A 22430-nucleotide genomic window follows, 5' to 3' on the forward strand; every position below is an offset into this window, starting at 1 on the left:
CATTCACCCTCGACAGTGATGATCCACCGCATTCGCTGCCCTCGTAACCTCGGACGTCTCCTACCGGTATGGGGGCGTCAGAGGAAAGTGCGTCAGGCATCGTAATGGGTGGGAGCCGGCTTGGTGCGGGCCGCGTTCGGACGAATGCGGTGGGTGCTCTGACATTTTCGTCACTGACCCACCGCATTCGCTGCCCTCGTAAACTCGGACGTCTCCTACCGGTATGGGGGCGTCAGAGGAAAGTGCGTCAGGCATCGTAATGGGTGGGAGCCGGCTTGGTGCGGGCCGCGTTCGGACGAATGCGGTGGGTGCTCTGACATTTTCATCACTGACCCACCGCATTCGCTGCCCTCGTAACCTCGGACGTCTCCCACCGGTATGGGGGCGTCAGAGGAAAGCGCGTCAGGCATCGTAATGGGTGGGAGCTGGCTTGGTGCGGGCCGCGTTCGGACGAATGCGGTGGGTGCTCTGACATTTTCGTCACTGACCCACCGCATTCGCTGCCCTCGTAACCTCGGACGTCTCCTACAGGGATGGCGGCGGTTCAGGCCACCGCTGTCTGGTTCCGACCCTGAGCCTTGGCCCGGAACAGTGCCTTGTCGGCGTCGTTGAGCAGCATGTGCACGTCCTGGTCAGCGCCGTTCATCGAAGCGACCCCGATGCTGGCGGTGATGCCTTCGACCTGCTCGCATGCCAGCCTTGCGATGGCCTGACGCAACTGCTCGGCCGTGGCCTGAGCGTCGTCGATCGAGGTGTCGATGAGCAGCATCGCGAACTCTTCGCCGCCCAGTCGGCCGCAGAGATCGATATCGCGAATGGACTCACAAATGACGGCGCCGATCTGCCTTAGCACCTTGTCGCCGGCCTGATGCCCGTATGAGTCGTTGATACGTTTGAAATGATCGATGTCCAGCATCAGCACTGACAGCGGCACTCGGTTGCGCTTGCAGTGCTCATAGGTCTGCTCGGCGCGTTTGAAAAACGCCCGACGGTTCTTCAAGCCGGTCAGCTCGTCGGTCTGCGCGGCGTGATTGGCGATGCTGTGCGCGTATTCCATTTCCCGCGTCAGCCGAAACGCCGTTTCCATGGCCTCCGACAGTTTGCGGGTTGCACTGATCACGAACGAGGCGAACACCAGCGTGGCAGCGGCCATGCCGATCTGCGTGGGCGCGGGCTGGAACAACAGCCATAACGAACACGGCAGCAACACCAGAGCAATCGACACGATGGTCATCGAACGGTAAGCGGAATAGCAGGACACTGCGCTCACCGACATTCCCACTATAAACAGCAGCACCAGCGTCTGGGTCAGCAGGTCGTTCGGACGCATCAATGCCAAGGCGCCACCGCCCCAGATCGCGGCCGACAGGGTCAGCGTCAGCCAGTATCGGAGCTCCCAGCGCTGTGGTGTCCGTGATTCGACCGGGCTGCGGAAATACGTCACCAACAGCACCGTCCGCAGCGCGGTCGATGCAGACAGCAGGCCGAGCCAGACCAGGATCACCGCGTGATCGACACGATCCCAACACAGCCAGCTCAACATCAGCGCAGCCAGATAGCTTCCCAACACAGAGAAAAACGTCTGGCGAAACAGCAAGTGCAAACGGTCGGTCCGCACGTGCCCCCGTATCAGGGCATCGCGCTCACGCTGATGCTCAAAGTGGTACATCGGATATTGGCTGCCCAACCCATGGTGACATGGCCGGATTGTGGCACCCGGCCATGAGGCAGCACAACTCACGCTCACTTAAACCGTGGAGAATTCCCGTTTGCGCAGGGAAAAACAGTGGGCATAGGCCAGAACGGCCAGTCTAGAGCCGTTACTTGGTCCCTGATTGAACGTTCAGTTCGATTCAACGAATTGGTTTGCCGACCTGAAGCCCTGCCGGAAACCTTAGACGTCCGCCCTCGTGATCAGGCAATGGGCCGGTACATCCGAGAGGGTTTGCTTGCATGGCTCGGCGACCCGCGAGCACACTGGGCCCAGGTTGATAACCACGCACTGATTTAGACAGGAAGGATGAATGATGACCACGCAAACCGAAACCGCCCTGCTTGCCGGCGGCTGCTTCTGGGGCATGCAGGATCTGCTGCGCCGCTACCCTGGCGTATTGTCCACGCGCGTGGGCTACTCGGGCGGCGACGTCGAGAACGCCACGTACCGCAACCATGGCACCCATGCCGAAGCGATTGAAATCGTGTTCGATCCAAACGTGATCAGCTATCGGCAGATCCTCGAATTCTTTTTCCAGATCCACGACCCGTCCACCGCCAATCGCCAGGGCAATGACATTGGCCTGAGTTACCGCTCAGCGATCTTCTACCTCAGCGAAGAACAGAAACGCGTCGCGCTGGACACCATCGAGGATGTCAACGCTTCAGGTCTCTGGCCGGGCAAAGTCGTCACTGAACTTGCACCGGCAGGCGCGTTCTGGGAGGCAGAACCTGAACATCAGGATTATCTCGAGCGCATTCCCAATGGCTACACCTGCCACTTCATCCGCCCGAACTGGAAGCTGCCGAAACGCGCTTGAGGCTCAGTGACAGCCCAACCCGTCGCTATTGCGTTGATCGCCCGCCACCGGCTGCTGCAGTGAAAACGGTGGTGCGCGGTCATATCGCGTTCGGCGGTGCAGCGCTGTAGGAGTGAGCTCGCTCACGAAGAGGCCGGAATGAACGACACGGATGTGCTGGATTCGCCGACGCCTTCGTGAGCAAGCTCACTCCCACAGAGACTCCGTTGCCTGACCCGACCAGTCAGGTCATGACACCCTGCTTCGCATCTCCCCATGCCAGTGGACCTCCTCAACACTCACGGCAATCCCCTCACCTGTAGGAGTGAGCTTGCTCACGAAGAGGCCGGCATGAACGACACGGATGCGCGGGATTTGCCGACGCCTTTGTGAGCGAACTCACTCCCACAAAGAACTCTATAAAACAGTGAGTGGATTAAGCGCCCTGCGAGTCGCGGTGGCTTTAATGCTTCATCCCTTCGAGCATTAACGTTATTCACACACGTGCGCAATAACGTCTTTAACTAGATCTCTTGCAATTGTTCACGCCATGTTTGCCAAGTGTTGCTGAGGCAACAGTGTTTATGCAGAAGGTGATGAGTCTGCGCATGCCTTTATATGCGGTCTTCTAGACGAAGCTCCGGTATTGCAAGCCTTCCTTGAAAACAACTGTCTGTTTAAACGACGGCACAGCCCTTGCACTTATACACCGACAACCGAGAGTGCCGGACTGTGTCCATTGTCGCCTTTAGTTCACCGCCCCATTTTTTGATAAGGCCTTATCCCAAGTATTCACCCACCCACTCCCCGCTGGGTTTGTTTGACCGGTTCAATCAACAGGATTCAGCTCGCCCGTTCTTCTCGCCAATCAGGAGCCACCTTATGACCCAACGCAAAGAGACCCTCAAACTCGGCCTGTTCTTGCGCGCGACCGGGCATCACATCGCCGCCTGGCGCGACAGCGGCTCACACGCCGATGCGGGGATTCGACTGGATCATTTCATCGATCTGGCGCGCAAGGCCGAAGCAGCGGGTTTCGACACGCTGTTTCTGGCAGACAGTGTCTCGGTGCGCGGCATCGACGCCCCCACCTTCGACCGAGTCATTGCGCCCAGCCTCAGCTTCGAACCGTTGACCCTGCTGTCGGCCCTGGCCGCCGTGACTTCACGCATCGGTCTGGTCGCGACCGCCAGCACCAGTTACAGCGAGCCCTTCAATCTCGCTCGACAGTTCGCCTCGCTGGATCAGATCAGTGGCGGCCGGGTGGGCTGGAATCTGGTCACCAGCAGTGATCCGGACGCGGCGAAAAATTTCGGCGGCGCATCTGAGGGCAGTCAGGCAGCTCATGCCGACCGCTATAGCCGGGCGCGTGAGTTTCATCAGGTGGTCGACAAGCTGTGGGACAGCTGGGAAGACGACACGCTGTTGCTGGACAAGGAAAAAGGCGTGTTTCTGGACCGCGACAAACTGCACCTGGCCGACCACCACGGTGAGCATTTCCACGTGCGGGGACCGCTGAATGTCCTGCGTTCGCCGCAGGGCAAGCCGGTCCTGGTGCAAGCGGGTGCCTCCGAAGACGGTCGCGCACTGGCGGCTTCAACCGCTGAAGCCATTTTCGCTGCGCATCAGAGCCTGGCCGATGCGCAAGCGTTCTACAGCGACATAAAATCGCGCGCCGCCGTGCTGGGGCGTAAGCCGGAACACATCAAGATCCTGCCCGGCGTGACCATTTTTACCGCCCCGACCTCGGCCCAAGCCCACGCCAAACATCAACGACTGCAGGATCTCGTTCATCCTCAGGTCGGTTTGAGCCTGTTGTCTGGCCTGCTTGGCGGCGTCGACCTCTCACACTTGCCACTGGATGGCCCGCTGCCCCAGGACCTGCCCGCGACCAACGCCTCGAAAAGCCGCCAGCAATTGATCCTGCAACTGGCCGCCGAAGGGTTGAGCATCCGCGAGTTGTACCTGCGACTGGCCGGAGCACGCGGCCATTGGACGTTAGTGGGATCCCCCGAAGAGGTGGTCGATCAGTTGCAGGCATGGTTCGAAGGTTACGGCGCTGACGGTTTCAACATCCTGCCGCCCACCTACCCCGAAGGCCTGGACGACTTTATCGCCCTGATCCTGCCGGAACTCAAACGCCGCGGGCTGGTGCCGGCGGATGGCCCAACTGGCAATACCCTGCGCGAACGCCTTGGCCTGCCCTACCCGGCGCACCCAGCGACCTTGCTGCGCGAGCGATCCTTGACAGTCTGATCGAACGAACTGACTGAGCGAGACGCTTGCAGGGGCGTCTTGCCCCTGCAAACAACCCTGCACCACAGCAAAGAGAGTTTCAGCATGGCTCACCAAATCAACGCGGCGTGGGGCGCAGGCCCCAGCGCCCGTTACGAACAACTCGCCGAGCGGTTTCGTCCGCTGTTCGCCAACCTGCGCGAAGGGGCAATCAGCCGCGAGCTTGAACGTCGATTGCCGTTTGAAGAAATCCAGCTGCTCAAGGCATCCGGGTTCACCGCCGTTCGCGTGCCCAAGGAATATGGCGGTTCGGGCGTCACACTACCTGAACTGACCAACCTGCTGATCGAACTGGGTGAAGCCGATTCCAATCTGGTCCAGGCGCTACGCGGGCATCTGGGTTTCACGGAAAACCTGCTCAACAGCCGCGATGAAGAGCGCCGCAAGCTGTGGTTCGAGCGACTGGTGCGGGGCGAAACGGTCGGACCGGCGACCGGCGAAGTCGGCTCGACGCCACAATCCCATCTCAACTCACGTCTGTACCTCGACGGTGAGCAATGGCGCATCGACGGCAACAAGTTCTATACCACCGGCTGCTTGTACAGCGACTGGATCGAGGTGGCCGTTAGCGATCATGACGACAAGCGAGTATTCGTCACCGTGCGCCGCGATGCCGACGGTGTCGAGGTCGTGGATGACTGGAACGGTTTCGGCCAGCGCCTCACGGCCAGTGGTACCACGCATGTGCGCGGCGTGGCGGTGGACACTCGCAATATCCTCAGCGTCGACGAGAAATTTCAATACTCGCCCGCGCTGTATCAGATCGTGCACCTGGCGAATCTGGCCGGTATCGGTCGCGCGCTCAGCGGCGAGGTCGCCGCCGCCGTGGCCCAGCGCACCCGTAGTTTCAGCAACGGCAATGCCCCGCGCGTCGCTCAGGACCCGCAAGTGCTGCAAGTCGTCGGCAGCCTGCGCGCCGCGGCCTACAGCGCAGGCGCCATTGTCCTGAAAACCGCCGAAGCGCTGGAACGCGCTTATCAAGCGCGGCTCAACGCAGATGACCACGCCGTCAAACAGGCCGTGGACATCGCAGAGCTGGAGATTGCGCAGTCGCAAACGGTGGTCAGCGACCTGATTCTGGAGGCGAGCTCGCGCATGTTCGACGCCCTCAGCGCGTCGGCCACTTTACGTCCGTTGGGTCTGGACCGATTCTGGCGCAACGCGCGGACGCTGACCTCGCACAACCCGCGCATCTACAAGGACCGTATCGTCGGGGACTTCGCGGTCAATGGCACAGCGCCGCCTGCGCAATGGAAAATCGGCGTGGTTTGAGGCTTTTTGGCGGGTCATCATCATGCCGAGTGACCTTGGCGCGATAAGTTTGCGCAAGCGTTTGCCGTGCCTCGGCAGGGGGAGCGGAATGTGACAGCCATCCGGGTGTCCGATTCTGCCAAAGCAGGCCCTTTGCGGTTGTGCGCCGGTCTGGCTGCGTATACTCCGGACAGCGATGAAGCGACAGGCTTTGAATCCGGGGGCCCGATGTCAGAAAAACGTCTTTCTCCACGCACGTCCGGCACTCATGAGGCCCCGGACCAGGCGTGGTCCGAGCACTACGACATGTCGCGGCTGCGGCGCGACACCGAGCAGACCTACCGCCTCCTGCCCGATCCTCACAGCGGCGTCGCCATCAGCGTTCTGCCCCCGCCTGCCTCCGCGCACCGGTTGGCCATGCTTGAACTCTGGGCACCGAGCATCACGCCCCCGTCTAAGACCGTCATCACCCAAAATTCGCCGCCGAACAATCCTCAAGCCGATTTTGCCAGCAGCGCTCACTTGCAAGTCATGGGCGAACTGACGGCCTCCATCGCGCACGAAATCTGCCAGCCGCTCCTGGCCATCGCTTCTAACGCGGCAGCGTGCATGCGTTGGCTACAACGGGAAAAACCGGTGGTGAGCGAGGCGATCGAGGGGCTCAGGGACATTCGTGCCGATTGCGAACGCGCGGCCAATATCGTCGCCGCCCTGCGCGCCCTGACCAGGCAGTCACCCTGCAATCCGCAACCTGTGGACGTAAATGACGTGATCCTTGAGGCTGTGAGGCTTCATAGGACCGCGCTGTCCGCCAGGAATGTAGCGCTGGTGATCGACTTGCGCGCCGATCAACCCGTGATAGCCGACCCCGTGCAGATTCAGCAATTGGTGTTCAACCTGATTGCCAACGCCATGGAGGCCATGGCCGGCCGCGAGTCGCCGGGGGCGATTGTGCGGCTTTCGTCCAGTACCTTGCAGGACGGTGTGCAGGTGTCGGTCGAAGACAATGGTCCGGGTATAGCGGTAGAGGACAGGCAGCGGATCTTCGAGGCGTTTCACACCACCAAGGAAAGCGGGCTGGGGATGGGGTTGACCATTTGCCGTTCGGTGGTGGAGGCGCACAAGGGTAATTTGTATGCCGAGGGGTCGGAGCTGGGGGGTGCGATGATACGGTTTCAGTTGCCCACTGGATGTAAGAATCACTGATTTCCTGCACGGGGTTGGGTTGGGGTGTATATCCGTTTCTTGCGGCGGCCCTGCCCACGCCACCTGCGTTCAGCCTGCACCCAAGTCGCGATGTGTGGTGTCTGGGCTTTCTCGGTTTGAAGATCAAAAGCGAGCGAGCTCAGACAATTTCTGCTGGCCGGCGCAAATCTCCTGACCGCCGCCTTACCTGTGGGAGACGTCGGACGTTAGGACGGCAGCGAATGCAGCCGGTCGTTCAACCATGACGGTTTTGGCCCTCCGCCTCCTTCAGAACCCGCGCGGACGAAGCTCGCGCCCGCAGGCTTCAATCAGCCCACCGCCAGGGTTGCAGTGACACTGGCGAATCTGACCCGGTGATAAATAGGCCATCTGTACCGAAAATCTCTCGAATTGGCCTAAACTGCCGCCTTGAAAGGCTTGTACCTCTTTGGCATCCGCCGATGGGGTCGCGATGAAGGCGGTTGAGGCATGCAAGACCCTGATTTTCTTAAGACTGTTGTGATGGTGCTGTTCAACGACGTGCTGATGCTCGACGTGACCGGCCCGATGGACGTTTTTTCGATTTCAAATCGCCTGTTGCCCAAGGAAAGACAGTACCGGCTCGTCACGGTGTCGGACCGGTCCGGGCTGGTGCGCAGTTCTTGCGGTCTCAAAGTGCACGCCGATCTGCGGCTGCAGGACTGTCCCGCCAATGTCGACCTGCTGCTGGTCCCCGGAGGCCCGGGCGCATACGGCTTCATCCACCCGGAGCTGACCGCCTGGCTGCCTGCTGCGGCAAAAAACGCACGCCGCTTTGGCGCGATCTGTACGGGGATCTTTCTGCTGGGCGAAGCCGGTTTGATCGACGGTTATCGTTGCACGACCCACTGGAATTATGTCGAGCGGCTGGCTCAGCGTTTTCCCGAGGCGCGGGTGGAAACCGAGCAGATTTACGTCATGGACCGCAACCTGATCACTTCGGGCGGTATTACGGCGGGCATTGACATGGCGCTGGCCGTGGTCGCTGAAGATCACGGCAAGGACATCGCGCTGGAAGTCGCCAAGGTGCTGCTGGTGGTGATGAAACGCCAGGGCGGTCAGACGCCTTATGGTCCATTGCTGGCTGCGGTACCCCGCGACGGCAGTGCCATTGCCAAAGTCCAGGCGCATGTCGTCGATCACATCGAGGCGCCCTACACCATCGATCGAATGGCCGAAATTGCCGCCATGAGCCCACGCAATTTCGCCCGTGCTTTCCAGCGTGACGTCGGCATGACACCCATGCAGTACGTGCAGAATGCGCGCATCGATCGCGCCCGCAAGCTGCTGGAATCCTGCGATGTCCCGCTTAAAGTGCTGGCCGCGCGCTGCGGTTTCGGCAGCGCGCGACACATGCGCAAAGTGTTCAGCGAGCGTATTGGCCTGTCGCCGAATCAGTATCGGCAGCAGTTCGGCGGCGAATGATCGAGGGGTGGTTTTGTATCGCTGTGTATCTGAATCACGCCGGGATACGCAGGCATTCATCCGCGGGGTGATTCGACACACGCAAGATACGTTGTCGCGTTGAAATGCACGCACGGTTTGAAGGGGCCCCGCCGGGTCTCCTGGCCATGAATGTGTATGGAGACATCCCCATGAAGCTGGCATTGCAGAACACCACCACCGGCCGTCTGTTCACCGCATCGCTGCTCGCGGCAAGCCTGTTTGGCGTGCTGGGCACAGCCCAGGCGCAAGACACTGCCACGCCCCCCACCACTGCCGTCAGCCATGCGGCGCCCTCGCCGTTCGGCCCCCTCAAGCACGTCAAGGCTGGCCTGCTGGACGTGGCGTATGCCGAAACCGGCCCGGCAGACGGGCAAGTGGTGATTCTCCTGCACGGCTGGCCGTACGACATTCATAGCTATGACGACGTCGCGCCTTTGCTTGCCGCCAAAGGATATCGGGTGCTGATGCCTTATGCCCGTGGCTACGGCGATACGCATTTCCTGTCCGACAAAACCCTGCGTAACGGCCAACCGGCTGCGCTGGCCAGCGATGTCATCGACTTCATGGACGCGCTCAAGATCAAGCAGGCCTTGCTTGGCGGTTATGACTGGGGCGCACGCTCAGCCGACATCGTCTCCGCCCTGTGGCCGGAACGCGTGAAAGCGCTGGTGTCGGTCAGCGGCTACCTGATCGGCAACCAGGCGGCGGGCAAGAACCCGCTGCCACCCAAAGCCGAACTCCAATGGTGGTACCAGTTCTACTTCGCCACCGACCGCGGCCGTGCCGGTTATGAAAAGAACACCCACGATTTCGCCAAACTGATCTGGCAGACCGCCTCGCCGAAATGGGCATTCGATGACGCGACCTATGATCGCAGTGCCAAGGCATTGGAAAACCCCGATCACGTCGACATCACGGTGTTCAACTACCGCTGGCGCCTGGGCCAGGTTGCGGGTGAGTCACGCTACGACGCGCTGGAACAGAAACTCGCCACCGCCCCCTCCATCGGCGTGCCGACCATCACGCTGGAAGGCGACGCAAACGGTGCTCCGCATCCGGCGCCCGAGGATTACGCCAAGCGCTTTACGGGCAAATACGAATTCCGTCTGATCAACGGCGGCATCGGCCATAACCTGCCGCAAGAAGCGCCACAGGCGTTCGCGCAAGCCGTGATCGATGCGGATCATTTGTAACGGGTGACCGGTGCCGTCGGCGAGGTGGGCCAACTGCCTCGCCGTCACCTTCTTTGCTGCAACCTGCCGTCACCGTGACATTCGGGTGTCACCGACACCAACCCGCCAGCTGAATGTCTTTTGCCCTCAAGGGCTTGCAAACGCTGCCGCACCGCCCTCTCTAAATCTGCTTGCCACCTAAAGATCTTGCTCCTAGACTCCGATGCATGCGTATGCAAGACAGGCTTCCGCAGCTGTGTCTTGCGCCCCGCCACGGCGGGAGGAAGCTAGCCAAAGGGCGTCTGGATCTGCCCGGATAAGAATAAAAAAAAGCAGGTGATGACGATGAATGCGTCCGTACACCAGGAACAACCGATCCTGCAGGTCAATGCCCTGCGTAAGTCCTACGGCCCCACCCATGCATTGGGCGGCGTCAGCTTCCAGATTTTCGCTGGAGAGGTGCACGCCTTGCTCGGTGAGAACGGCGCCGGCAAGTCGACACTGGTCAAGATTCTCACCGGGGTCGTCGCACCCAACGACGGAACCATGCAGTTCGCCGGTAGCGCTTATGCGCCCCGAACCATTCTGCAGGCGCGCGCCGCTGGCATCACGACGGCTTTTCAAGAACTCAGCCTGCTGACCAACCTGACCGTTGCGGAAAACCTGGCCCTGCCCAGGCAGACCAAAGGTTGGGGACGGTTGAACTCAAAGGCGAAGAACTGCGTTGCAGCCACCGCCACGCTGCTGCGCTACGGCCTTTCCGAGCTCAACCCCAATACCCGGGTGAGCGAACTGTCGCTCGCAGACCGACAGCGTCTGGAGATCGTTCGCGCGCTCAGCCATTCGCCTTCACTGCTGATTCTGGATGAGCCCACCGCGGTACTGCCCTCGACCGATTGGCTGTTCGATCTGATTCGCAAGGAAACCGCCAAAGGGACGGCGGTCCTTTACATCTCCCATCGCCTCAACGAGATCCGCCAGCTGTGCAGCCGCGCCACGGTCCTGCGCAGTGGTTGCAGCATCGAAACCACTGACCTGCAGAACACCGACGACGCGCGCATCTTCGAGATGATGGTCGGTCAGCGCATGGCATCGACCCTGAAGTCGTCCCACGTCCCGGCCGTTTCGTCACAGCCCCCCCGATTCCAGGTCACTGGACTGGACGCCGGTATGATCAAAGACCTGAGCTTTAAACTGCTTCCCGGTCAGATCGTGGGGGTGGCGGGGCTGGACGGTCAGGGTCAGTGCGACCTGTTTCACGCGCTGTATGGCTTGATTCCCAAGCGCGCCGGCACGCTGGAAGTCGATGGTAAAACCGTGACGATCAATTCGCCTTCCGGAGCGCTTGCGGCAGGTATTCAAGTCGCGCTCTTGCCCGAGGAGCGCAAGACGCAAGGGGTTTTCGGTGATCTGCCGGTCCGGGCGAACATGGCGATCTCAGCGCTCAACCGCATCGGCTTGCTCGGCTTCACCACACGCAAAAGCGAGCGGCAACTGGCCAAGGGTGTCGCCAGCGAGGTTGATCTTCAGGAGCGTTACCTGGATTTCCAGATCAGCGAATTGTCGGGCGGCAACCAGCAAAAAGCACTGCTCGGGCGCGTCCTGCTCACTCATGCCAATACCCTGCTGTTATTTGACCCGACGCGCGGGGTCGATGTGGGCACCAAGCAGGCCCTTTACCTTGCTATCGAGGCGTATGCCCGAAACGGCGGCGCGGTGCTGCTCTATTCTTCTGAACTCGCGGAACTGGTGCGATTGAGCGATCGTTGCCTGGTCATTTACGAAGGCCGCATCGCCGCGGAACTGGAAGGTGAGGCGATCGAAGAAACCCGACTCGTGGCGGCCGCCACGGGCAACCGTCGACACGCGGAAGGAGAAGCCGCATGACAAAGCCGTCTTCTTACCTGACCGCACTCTCCCGAAGCGGCGCGGGCACCGCTGCCCTGCTCTACCTTGTGCTCTTCGTGGCCTACGCGAGCGTTGAACGCAGTGCGCTGAGCGTGTCGGCGTTCAGCGACCTGATCAACAACGCCTCGCCGCTGGCGATCGCGGCCGCCGGCGGCACGCTGATCGTGCTGTTGCGCAGTTTCGACCTGTCGGTGGCCGGTGTCATTTCGTTGGTCAATGTGATCCTGGCGAGCTACCCGCTGGAAGACGCCACTGGCGCGGGCATCAGCCTCTGCCTGGCGTTGGCGATTGGCGCCCTGGTTGGCCTGGTGAATGGCGTGCTGGTCGCCTATGGCGGGTTCCAGTCGATTGCCGTGACGCTGGCCACGATGATCATGACCGGCGGCCTGGCGCTGGTGATCCTTGATGCACCCGGTGGGTCGGTCGCCGAATGGTTGAGCGAGACGCTGACCGATACGTTAGGGCCGGTGCCGATTTCAGGCCTGGTATTGCTGGCGGTGGTGATCGTGTGGGCGGTGATTCGAAAAACCGACTTCGGCGTGTCGCTGTACGCGGTCGGCCAGGACGAACACGCCGCTGCCCTGTCTGGCATAAAAGTACAGCGCACGCGCTGCCTGGCGTTTGTCATTGCAGGGGCGCTGTATGGCCTGAGCGGCTACATGCTCTCGGCGCAAACCGCCACCGGCAACCCGACGGCGGGCAATTCACTGTTGCTGCTGACCTTTGCTGCGATCGCGTTGGGCGGCACCTCGTTTCGAGGCGGCACGGGTGGCCTGACCGGCAGCATCATCGGCGCCGCCAGTCTGATGCTGCTGCAGAAGCTACTGTTCTCCATTGGGGTGCAGTCGTTCTACATCGGTTTGCTTCAAGGTGTGGTCATGATCCTCGCCGTCAGCCTGATGAACGTGGGCGAATGGTTCAACGTGAGGAAAGCCTGAGATGAGCAGCGTGCAGATCAAGTCGCCCGATTCCGCGCAAGCCGACGCCGTGAACGACGCCCCTCCCGACACCGCCACTGCGGACACTCGCAAATCGTCGCGGCTGTCCCGTGAAACGCTGAACATCGCCGGTGTGTTCCTGCTCTGCGTGCTGGCCATGCTCGCCGCCCGCTGGATCAACCCGAACGCCGGTGGTTATCAGCAGCTCGAAACGATTCTGGTGCTCTGCTCCTTTCTGGTGGTCGTGGCATTTGGTCAGGGGCTCGTGGTGTTGATCGGCGGCCTGGACCTGTCCATTCCCTCAGTGATCACCCTGGGTGGCATTCTGACCGCCGTGTGGGTCGGCGCGGACGGCGGCATCGTTAAAACCTGCGCCGTGCTTGCGGCCTGTGCCGGTGTCGGGGTGTTGAACGGTCTGGGAATCGGCATCTTCAAGGTCCCCGCCTTCATCATGACCCTGGCCATGGGCATCATCGTCTACAGCCTGTGCCTGGGCGCAACCGGCGGCTCTCCCAACGGTGTTTCGCCAAAAGCCCTGACCTGGCTCATGAGTGGTCGCGCGGCAGGCATTCCGGTCATCGTGATCTTCACGGTCATCGGGGCGGTGATCGCTTACCTCGTGCAGTCGCGCACCCGTTTCGGCATCCGCTTGTACGCGATGGGTTCGAACCCGACGGCCGCCCGTTTTGCCGGGCTGCACACCCTGCGCCTGACCCTCATGACCTATGCCTTGTGCGGGCTGCTCGCGGGGGTGACCGGCATGCTGCTGGTCGGCTATTCCAATGGCGCGACGTTGCGCATGGGCGAGCCGTATCTGCTGCCCTCGGTCGCGGCGGTGGTGATTGGCGGGTCCGCGATCAGCGGCGGGCGCGGCAGCTTTCTGGGCACCCTGGCCGGCGCGCTGTTGCTGACCATCCTGGACATGATCATTTCCAGCCTCGGTTTTTCCCAAGGCTGGCGAACCGTTATCTCCGGGGCAATCATCCTGTTCGCCATCCTCCTTCAGCACGAAGGGGCGATGGATTATCTGCGTTCACTCAAAGGCCGCAACAGCACCACCTGAACCGCGTTCACCGCCACATTCACCGCTACTTACAACAACAAAAGGCGCATGAGAATGAAGAGAGCACTGCAGTTAAACGCTTCACCCCTGCATAAAAAGATGCTGGCGATGCTCGCGGGCGTCATCGCACCGCTGGTGATCGGCGGCGTGTCGATGCCCGCCCACGCCGCGCCGAAGGATCACTACATCGTGTACCTGAGCCTCAGTTACAGCGGCAACGCGTGGCAATCGGAGGCTGCGAATCTGGTCAAGGCACTTGCGAAGACCCCGCCGTACGACAAGATGGTCGAGCTGCGCGAGGTCATTTCGGGCACGGATGTTCAGGCGCAGATTTCGGCGTACGAGAGCATCATCGCTGCGGGCGCCGACGGTGTGGTCAGTTTCCCGGTCTCGCCCACGGCGTTGAATCGCACGGTCAAGCGCGGCTGTGAAAAAGGCACCCTCTTCTACATGTACGACGCCACGGTCACCGAACCTTGCGCGTACAACGTCAGTTACATCACCGCCGGTTTCGGTGAGAACACGGCCCAGGCGCTGGTCAACGAGCTGCACGGCAAAGGCAAGATCTTCCTGAGCCGTGGCGTGCCGGGCAACTCGGTGGACAAGCGTCACTACGACGGCGCCATGAGCGTGTTCAAGAAATACCCCGGCATCCAGATCGTTGCCGAGTACTACGGCTATTGGGATGACCGCACCACGCAACAGGAAACCGCCAAGGCGCTCGCGGCCCATCCCGACGTGGAAGGCATCTGGGCCCAGGCCGGTGAGAATGGCGCGCTCAAGGCGTTGATTGCTGCCAATCACAAGCTGATCCCCATGACTGGCGAAAACTCCAACGGTTTCCGGCTCGGACTGGCCAACCCCGACTTCCAAGCCAAGGGCCTTCGCGGCGTCTCTTCCGGTTCACCACCAGCTGCAGCCGGCCTGGCGTTCAAGCTGTTGATGGAACAGTTGCAGGGCAAACGCGACATGAAGGTGCACAACATCGAGTACGCCTTACCATGGGTTCCGGCGGACAAGGTGAAGGTCTGCGAGGGCGACAAGGTGACGTCCGAATGCAACGTACTGGCGGAAGGCAAGGTCCCCGACTCGTTCGTGACCGAGGTTTTCGACCCGGTCCTGTTGCCGGAAATCTCGCTGCAATCAGCAACCGATGGCACCCCGACACCGGGCGCGACCATTCAGCCCTTGCCAGAAGACGCTGCGCGGGCCGCCGCCAACGAGCCCGGCATCAACTGCGCCAAGTGCGATGCGCCTCCCGGGCTCTATCACCTGACCAAGACCAAGGCATTTGACGCGCAATAACCGGACGATGGCCCGAGCATTCGGGCTCGGGCCACGGGAGCCTGCACATGACGTTACTGTTGAACTCCAGCCGTTTCGGGCTCACGGAACGGGCGTACAAACAGGTCGAACCGCGGATGTCGGCCGAACCCGGCGTCGGCGTGCGCATCGATGAATGGGTCTTCTATGCCGCGCGCATTCGTCCGCACTACGACCGCCTCAACGGCATCGTCGGCCAGCTCGCCGGGTTGCTGATTCTCGGGCAAGCCAGAAGCTGCTTCGAGGCGTACTACAACCTGGCCTCGACGCCTCTGGATCAGGTGGAGGAATGCCGCGATGGCCTGCTGTCGATCCGCCCGCCTGCGCAGGCTGCCGGTCATCACCGGCATCTGTGCAAAGCCGCCGCGCAGGTCGAGGACATCGCGCGTTCATTGCGTCGTACGGTCAATTGCCCTGAGGAACTGAGGCTTGAAATCCCGCGTATGGTGACGGCGCTGGAAGCGACGTGCGCGATGCTCAGGTGCGCCGCCGACCCTGAAGTCAGGCTTCAAACCATCGATTTTGCGCAGGGCTGTGCCTGCTGTATCCCTTTGCAAGCACTTGATTCTTCTCAGCTCGACCTCCCTTTCACCCCATAAAAACAACAGGTGATTTATGTCAGGCAATGCTTATTCCATCTGGGTGCTCGAATACAGCGCCGTGATCAACTACCCGGTCAGCGGCATCATCTTCGGCGCGCATAACCAGGGCGTTCGCAAACTGCCGTACTGCTACGTCCTGATTCAGGGCCACGGCAAGAACATCCTCGTGGACGTGGGCTACAACAGCAAAGAATACGGCGCCTATCTGGAGCAGAAATTCGGCGTCGGCAACTGGCATTCGCCCGCCACGGTGCTGGGCAATTGCGGCCTGACGCCTGAGGACATCGACACGGTCATCCTGACTCACGCCCACTTCGACCATCTGGGCAACACCGATGCGTTTCCCAACGCGACGTTTTACATCCAGGAAAAAGAACTCGCCAAGTGGATCTGGGTGATGTCGCTGCCGCAGCGTCACCAGAACTGGATGATGATCGCCACCGACCCGTCCGACGTGCTGCGCGCCGTGAATCTGGTCAAGGACGGCCGACTGAAATGCATCGACGGCGACGTCGCCGACTTTCTGCCAGGTATTGACCTGCACGTCGCCTACGACAGCCACACCTTTGCATCGATGTGGGTGCATGTGCGCAACGACCTTGCGCGGGAATCCCAGGACTCGTGGGTGCTGGCGGGCGATCTGGTCTACAGCTATGACAACTTCCTCTCCGAGGCCCAGGTGGCGAACGGCGAGGTGCGGGGTGAGTTGGCGATCACGCCGGTGGGGCTCGCATCGGGCAGCCAGACCAATCTGGTGCTGGCGACCGAGCAAATGCTCAAGGTCGTCGACTACGAGCCTAAACGGCTGATCCCGATCCATGAAGAACGCTTGAAAGACGTATTTCCGTCAAGACTGACTGCCCAGGGACTCCAGGTGACAGAGATCTGCCTGGGCGATCAACAGACCTCAAAGGTGGCCAACAATGCATGAACTTGACTCCCTGACCCAGGGCCGGCCCATTGCAATCGTCGGCGCGGGCCTGGTCGGCGCCGGCTGGGCACTGGTCTTTGCCCGGGCGGGACTCGCCGTTCGGATCTATGACGCAAACCCGGCGATTTCCAACGCCTCGGTCCCGTTGATCGCGCGGCAGATCGCAGACCTCACCGAGTTTGGCTTGTTGTCAGAACCTGCCGAGTCCATCCTCGCGCGCCTGACCGTGTGCGACACTTTGGAACAGGCCGTCAGCGGTGCATCGTATGTCCAGGAATCGATTCTGGAACGCACCGACGTCAAACGGGCGCTTATGCTTGAACTGGACGCCCTCGCCGGTCCCGACCTGATCATCGGGAGCTCCACGTCGGGTATTCCCGCCTCGGCGTTCGCATCGGATTTGAGCATTTCTTCGCGGGTCATCATTGCTCATCCGGTCAACCCGCCGTACCTCGTGCCCGTGGTTGAAATCGTACCCTCGCCTGACACCTCGTCGTCGGTCATCGCCTTCACGGCGTCGCTGATGGAGGCCGTGGGCCAAAGCGTCGTGCATGTGCGCAAAGAGGTGCCCGGCTTCGTGCTCAATCGCCTTCAGGCGGTACTGCTGCGCGAGGCCTGGGCACTGGTGGAAGAAGGCGTCGCGACCTGTGAAGACATCGATAAAACCGTGCGCGACGGGCTGGGCTGGCGTTGGTCGTTCATGGGGCCGTTCGAAACCATCGACCTGAATGCCGTCGGCGGTGTGGCTGATTATGCGCAACGTCTCGGGCCGCTCTATCGCGGCATTGCCGACTCGCGCTCCCACGAAGCAGAGTGGAGCCCTGAACTGATCAAGACCGTGGAAGACCAGCGCCGCACGTTTCTCGATTTCGGTGAACTGGAGACACGCCGTGCATGGCGCGACCGCCAGCTCATGGCGTTCAGCGCGCAGCGGCGCAAGACCGATCAGCGCTGATGAACTGACCCTCTAAAAGGCGGCCCTCACCTGAGGGCCGTTTGCGTTATTGCGCGGTCCAGCCACCGTCGACTTTCAATGCGGTGCCGGTGACCATCCTTGCCGCAGGCCCTGCGAGGTACAACGCCCCGCCGACGATGTCTGCCATCGTTGCCATGTGCCCCATCGGAATCTTCGACACCAGAAAGGCTTCCTTCTCCGGCGTGTCGACGATCTTGCGCACCATCGGCGTATCGACGAAGGTCGGGCACAGCGTGTTCACCCGGATGCCCTGCCCGGCCAGTTCGACCGCCATGGCCTTGGTCAGGCCTTCGATGGCGTGCTTGGTCATGCAGTACACCGTGCGATTAGGCGACCCGACGTGCCCCATCTGGGAAGACACATTGATGATGACTCCAGCGTCGGGCCCGGTATTAGCCAGCATCTTCTGCACCGCCGCTTGCGCGGTGACGAAGCACGCGCGCACGTTCAGGTTGAGCATGGTGTCCAGGTGTTCATCCGTGACCTCCAGCATAGGCTCGGGGTAATTAGTGCCCGCGTTGTTCACCAGGATGTCGAGCTGTGGGAGATCACCAATGACCGCCCGGATGGCGGTGCTGTCGGTGACATCGCAGACCGCCGTCCGCACGCTGCCGCCTCGCCGGCGAATGACGTCCGCAACCTGATCCAGATTGGCTTGCGTTCGGGCGACCAGCACCAGATCGGCCCCTGCTGCACTGAAGGCCAGTGCAACGCCCGCGCCGATGCCGGAACCGGCGCCCGTGATCAGGGCGACCTTTCCATCAAGTCGAAAAGAAGGCATCCCCAAGGTGTCGAATTCGCCTGCCAAGTCACTGTCCTCTAGCGGTATAAGATTTTGCTCGCACATCCGGGCGGCTCGCCAAGGCGGCGTTACCGCCCTCCCGTCACTTTTGCTGGCCTATTCGGCAATGCCCGCGTACGGCACCGCGCGCTTGCCGTAACGCCTTACACGAATATTGGCCTGCTCCCCATGGCCGGCAAACCCTTCCAGTGCACACAGCCGCGAACAGTACGCACCAATCATCGCTGACGCTTCGTCAGTCATGACTTTTTGATAGGTGCAGGTTTTCAGGAATTTACCGACCCACAGCCCACCGGTATAGCGCGCGGCCTTGCGGGTCGGCAACGTGTGGTTGGTGCCGATGGCCTTGTCGCCGAAGGCCACGTTGGTGCGCGGCCCCAGGAATAGCGCGCCGTAGTTGCGCATGTTCGCCAGGAACCAGTCCGGGTCCCTGGTCATGACTTGTACATGCTCGAAAGCAAGGTCGTTGGCGATGGCGAGCATCTCTTCATCGCTGTCAGCCACGATGACCTCACCAAAGCTGTGCCAGGATTTGCGCGCGATATCGGCCGTTGGAAGGATCTCAAGCAAGCGCTCGATCTCAGCCAGTGTGTCGCGCGCCAGCGATTCGGACGTGGTCAGCAGCACCGCAGGCGAGTCGGGCCCGTGTTCTGCCTGGCCCAGCAAGTCTGTCGCGCACAGTTCGCCGTCCACGCTGTCGTCGGCAATCACCAGGGTTTCCGTCGGCCCGGCGAACAGATCAATGCCCACCCGACCAAAGAGTTGGCGTTTCGCCTCGGCCACGAAGGCGTTGCCGGGGCCAACCAGAATGTCGACAGGTTTGATGCTCTGGGTGCCTATCGCCATGGCGGCGACCGCCTGAATACCGCCCAGGCAGTAGATCTCGTCGGCACCAGCCATGTGCTGTGCAACAACGATTGCAGGCGCGGGTTTGCCGTTGAACGGTGGCGCGGCCGTCATGACGCGCGGCACGCCCGCCACCTTGGCGGTGATGATGGACATATGCGCGGACGCCAGCAGCGGGTATTTTCCGCCCGGCACGTAGCAGCCCGCAGCATTCACCGGCAGGTTTTTATGCCCAAGAATGACGCCCGGCAGGGTCTCGATTTCGATGTCTTGAATACTGTCGCGCTGGTGTTGGGCAAAATTGCGCACCTGGGTTTGCGCGAACCGGATGTCTTCCAGATCACGCGGCGTGAGTTGCGCGTAGCAGGCGTCGATCTCTTCGGAGGTCAGTCGATAGCTGTCACGGTCCATCTTGTCGAACTTGATGGCAAGCTCACGGACCGCCACGTCACCACGGGCCTCCACGTCAGCGAGGATCGCTTCGACGGTGTCACGCACCTGGCGGTCGGCAGATTTTATCGCTTCTGCTTCGGCCCCCTTCTTTAGCCACTTAGCCATTTGCAGTCTCCAGAATTGTTATTGTTGATGGACGATTGCATACGCATGCAAACTCATCATAGAAGACCGCAAAGGGTTTTGAAAGCCAAGGGTGCGAACGGTCGTGAAATGATTTCAGGCGCGACAGTCGCCGTCAGCCAATCACCTCGGCGTAAACGTTTCGATCAATGTTGGCACCCGACAGGATCACGCCGACTTTTTTGCCTTTCATCGCCTCACCCTCCTGCATCAACGCCGCCAGCGCTGCAGCGCCTGCACCTTCAGCCAGATTGTGGGTGTCGCTGTAGTAAACGCGCATGGCCTCGGCAATCTCCTCGTCGCCGACCGAGACAACGCGTTGCGCGCCTTCTTTATAAATGGCAAATGCTTCCGGAATCGGATCGCGAACCGCCAACCCGTCGGCAAAAGTGTTCGCCGACGCGGTTTGGCGCACTACCCCCGCCTCGAACGATTGCCTGGCCGCGTCCGCTTCAGTGGACACCACGCCGACCACGCGGGTGTTCAGCTGCAATGCGTCACGCACGGCGATCACCCCGCAAATGCCCGAACCGCAACCAATGGGCACATAGACGGTGTGCAGGTCGGGTGCGGCGGTGAACAACTCCAGCGCATACGTCGCCACACCTTTGACCAAAGCCGGGTGGTAAGGCGGCACCAGGAAAAGGTCATGGGTTTTCGCCAGTCGCGCGGCTTCTCCACGGGCTACGTCGAAGTCCCGGCCGTACTCCACGACTTCCCCACCAAAACCGCGCATGGCGTTGTTCTTCTCCACGGAATTACCAACTGGCACCACGATCAACGCCCGCATCCCCGCTGCATGGGCCGCCATCGCGAGGCTCTGCCCGTGATTGCCGCGGGTGGCCGTGACGATGCCCTCAACGTCCGGGTGCGCGTGTTTCAGCCACTGCATGAAGGTGATACCACCGCGCACCTTGAAGGCCCCCGTAGGCGTGTGGTTTTCGTGTTTGACCCATACGGTGCAGCCCAGTCGTTCAGCGAGCAAAGGCCACGCGTATTGAGGCGTGGCAGGCATCACGCGGTACACCTGTCGGGCGGCATCTTCTAGGTCTTCACGAGTCAGTCGGTGCATGGTTTCCTCCAGCGTTCTGTTTGGTCGCAGTCTAGGCACCGAGCGGTGTCGCAGGCTTTCAAAAAACCCACCTGACCTTTGGGCAGATTCTTGAGTACTATCGCGCTTATGAGCCGTCCACACCGCGCCACCTCATCGCCCGTTGCCGAACCGGTCCGCCGCGTCGATGCGGGGTCGTGGACGATCGAATTGCTTCCGGCCTCCCCTTACGAAGCACGCTACGTCGCAACCCAGTCCAGCGTCGGTTTTGCGTTCGACAGTCAGCGGGGTACACACGCCATTGGCAGCGACCACCTCCGTCCGTTCGCTGCCGTGCCCAACGGCCTGGCGTTTGTGCCGGCGGGTTGCGACGTGTTTTCAGCGTCGCCCGACGGCGGTGAATACCTGTTGCTCAAACGCAACGACGGGGGGGCGTTGATCGGCGACCAAGCGTTCAACAACCTGGTCGACGCTCAGGCCATTCGCCTAGCACTCCGTATGCGCAATGCTTTGTTGCGTGCATCGGTCAATGATGACTGGGAGGCCTGGGCCATTGCCCTTACGGAACGGGCCATTCAGTCCCCCTCAAGCTTCCCTGCATCAAGTTCGGCAATGACCAGTAAGCGATTACGTTTACTCGATGAGTACATCGACTCAGGGCTTGATCGCCCTTTGAGCGTTCAAACCATGGCAAATCTGCTGGGATTGTCCGAGGGCTACTTCATGCGCGCCTTTACCCAGGCGACCGGGAAAAGCCCCCACAGCTACCTCATCGACCGCCGCGTAGCCCGCGCCCGCGCACTGCTGCGCGACGCCTCCGTCAGCGTCGCGGACATCGCACACGCGTGCGGCTTTTCCTCACAGGCACACCTCGCGACGACCTTCAGGCAGCGGCTGGGTGTGAGTCCGTCGCAATTGCGGGGGTGAGCGTAGAAAGGGTTTCAAAGCTGGTCAGCGTTGGACCTGCATCGCGCCAACACTGTGGGAGCCGAACTTGGTCTGGGCCGCATCCCGACGAACACTGAGTGTCAGGGACTGCAAATGCGGCTGCCTGTCCCGGCCTCTTCGTGAGCAAGCTCACTCCCACAGGTTTCGTGTTCAGCCAGTGACAGGAATTCTGCACCCAGACAGCGCAAAGCGCGCTTCGCTCTTGATCTTCATACCGCAGCAGCCCAGACACCACAAAACGCGACTTGGGTGCAGGCTGAACGCAGGCGGCGCGGAGTGGGTCGAGCGGCATGGATGCCGCGAGAGCGCTGCTAGGACATGGATGTCCGTTCAGCGCGGGCCCACGGAGCGTCGCCGGAGTGAAGGGACTCCGACGAAGGAGGAGCCCAACCAGGAGCATAAGACCCTTGGTTACTTGGGGTCTTTTCAAGTAACCCGCCGAAGGCGGAACAGTTTGGACGTTAGGACAAACCAAACCATCAGCGTCACCTCAAATCGTGGAAATGCACACCCTACAAGCGAGCTTGGTCTTAACCGCATACGAACGAAGACTGAGTTCCAGACA

General features: G+C 61.1%; 18 protein-coding genes. 14 read left to right on the plus strand and 4 right to left on the minus strand.

The window, feature by feature from the left end:
- Positions 1-544: 544 nt before the first annotated feature.
- The gene (locus tag ABDX87_RS00495; RefSeq protein WP_346831067.1) at positions 545-1669 is read right to left on the minus strand and encodes a GGDEF domain-containing protein; all 1125 of its coding nucleotides are present in this window, start codon (positions 1667-1669) and stop codon (positions 545-547) included.
- A gap of 358 nt (positions 1670-2027) precedes the next feature.
- Between ABDX87_RS00495 and msrA the strand changes: the two genes are divergently transcribed.
- The 13 genes from msrA to ABDX87_RS00560 all read left to right on the plus strand — a co-directional run bounded on the left by msrA (position 2028) and on the right by ABDX87_RS00560 (position 17621).
- The gene (gene msrA / locus ABDX87_RS00500; RefSeq protein WP_346833660.1) at positions 2028-2534 is read left to right on the plus strand and encodes a peptide-methionine (S)-S-oxide reductase MsrA; all 507 of its coding nucleotides are present in this window, start codon (positions 2028-2030) and stop codon (positions 2532-2534) included.
- Positions 2535-3395: 861 nt separating this feature from the next.
- Positions 3396-4769 carry an LLM class flavin-dependent oxidoreductase gene (locus ABDX87_RS00505; protein WP_346831068.1) on the plus strand — a complete coding sequence of 458 codons (1374 nt, stop codon included), beginning with the start codon at positions 3396-3398 and terminating at the stop codon, positions 4767-4769.
- Between the two features lie 84 nt (positions 4770-4853).
- A complete protein-coding gene (locus ABDX87_RS00510; protein ID WP_346831069.1) occupies positions 4854-6080 on the plus strand; it encodes an acyl-CoA dehydrogenase family protein in 1227 nt (408 codons plus the stop codon).
- A gap of 207 nt (positions 6081-6287) precedes the next feature.
- Positions 6288-7265 carry a sensor histidine kinase gene (locus tag ABDX87_RS00515; protein ID WP_346831070.1) on the plus strand — a complete coding sequence of 326 codons (978 nt, stop codon included), beginning with the start codon at positions 6288-6290 and terminating at the stop codon, positions 7263-7265.
- 468 nt (positions 7266-7733) lie between these two features.
- Positions 7734-8708, plus strand: coding sequence for a GlxA family transcriptional regulator (locus tag ABDX87_RS00520; protein ID WP_346831071.1), 975 nt, complete (start codon positions 7734-7736; stop codon positions 8706-8708).
- A gap of 170 nt (positions 8709-8878) precedes the next feature.
- Entirely contained in the window at positions 8879-9922 is a 1044-nt protein-coding gene (locus ABDX87_RS00525) for an alpha/beta fold hydrolase (protein ID WP_346831072.1), read from the plus strand.
- A gap of 324 nt (positions 9923-10246) precedes the next feature.
- Positions 10247-11788 carry a sugar ABC transporter ATP-binding protein gene (locus tag ABDX87_RS00530; protein ID WP_346831073.1) on the plus strand — a complete coding sequence of 514 codons (1542 nt, stop codon included), beginning with the start codon at positions 10247-10249 and terminating at the stop codon, positions 11786-11788.
- The gene (locus tag ABDX87_RS00535; RefSeq protein WP_346831074.1) at positions 11785-12747 is read left to right on the plus strand and encodes an ABC transporter permease; all 963 of its coding nucleotides are present in this window, start codon (positions 11785-11787) and stop codon (positions 12745-12747) included. Before ABDX87_RS00530 ends, ABDX87_RS00535 begins: the two co-directional genes overlap by 4 nt.
- Position 12748: 1 nt before the next feature.
- Positions 12749-13810 carry an ABC transporter permease gene (locus ABDX87_RS00540; RefSeq protein WP_346831075.1) on the plus strand — a complete coding sequence of 354 codons (1062 nt, stop codon included), beginning with the start codon at positions 12749-12751 and terminating at the stop codon, positions 13808-13810.
- Positions 13811-13864: 54 nt separating this feature from the next.
- Complete coding sequence (locus ABDX87_RS00545) at positions 13865-15115, plus strand: sugar ABC transporter substrate-binding protein (RefSeq protein ID WP_346831076.1); 1251 nt, start codon at positions 13865-13867, stop codon at positions 15113-15115.
- Between the two features lie 47 nt (positions 15116-15162).
- Positions 15163-15732, plus strand: a complete 570-nt coding sequence (locus tag ABDX87_RS00550) for a hypothetical protein (RefSeq protein ID WP_346831077.1) — start codon at positions 15163-15165, stop codon at positions 15730-15732.
- Positions 15733-15748: 16 nt separating this feature from the next.
- The gene (locus ABDX87_RS00555; RefSeq protein WP_346831078.1) at positions 15749-16666 is read left to right on the plus strand and encodes an N-acyl homoserine lactonase family protein; all 918 of its coding nucleotides are present in this window, start codon (positions 15749-15751) and stop codon (positions 16664-16666) included.
- Positions 16659-17621 carry a 3-hydroxyacyl-CoA dehydrogenase gene (locus ABDX87_RS00560; RefSeq protein WP_346831079.1) on the plus strand — a complete coding sequence of 321 codons (963 nt, stop codon included), beginning with the start codon at positions 16659-16661 and terminating at the stop codon, positions 17619-17621. Before ABDX87_RS00555 ends, ABDX87_RS00560 begins: the two co-directional genes overlap by 8 nt.
- A 46-nt stretch (positions 17622-17667) precedes the next feature.
- On the opposite strand, the gene ABDX87_RS00565 is transcribed toward ABDX87_RS00560, so the two are convergent.
- The 3 genes from ABDX87_RS00565 to ABDX87_RS00575 all read right to left on the minus strand — a co-directional run bounded on the left by ABDX87_RS00565 (position 17668) and on the right by ABDX87_RS00575 (position 20938).
- Complete coding sequence (locus tag ABDX87_RS00565; RefSeq protein WP_346831080.1) at positions 17668-18450, minus strand: SDR family NAD(P)-dependent oxidoreductase; 783 nt, start codon at positions 18448-18450, stop codon at positions 17668-17670.
- Positions 18451-18540: 90 nt separating this feature from the next.
- Positions 18541-19848, minus strand: a complete 1308-nt coding sequence (gene hisD / locus ABDX87_RS00570; protein ID WP_346831081.1) for a histidinol dehydrogenase — start codon at positions 19846-19848, stop codon at positions 18541-18543.
- A gap of 133 nt (positions 19849-19981) precedes the next feature.
- Positions 19982-20938, minus strand: a complete 957-nt coding sequence (locus ABDX87_RS00575) for a threonine dehydratase (protein ID WP_346831082.1) — start codon at positions 20936-20938, stop codon at positions 19982-19984.
- A 108-nt stretch (positions 20939-21046) separates the two neighbouring features.
- Here ABDX87_RS00575 and ABDX87_RS00580 point away from each other — a divergent pair, with 108 nt between their 5' ends.
- A complete protein-coding gene (locus ABDX87_RS00580) occupies positions 21047-21844 on the plus strand; it encodes an AraC family transcriptional regulator (RefSeq protein ID WP_346831083.1) in 798 nt (265 codons plus the stop codon).
- The last annotated feature ends 586 nt before the right edge of the window (positions 21845-22430 follow it).

The organism is Pseudomonas abietaniphila (assembly GCF_039697315.1).
In the GTDB taxonomy this organism is placed as follows: domain Bacteria; phylum Pseudomonadota; class Gammaproteobacteria; order Pseudomonadales; family Pseudomonadaceae; genus Aquipseudomonas; species Aquipseudomonas abietaniphila_B.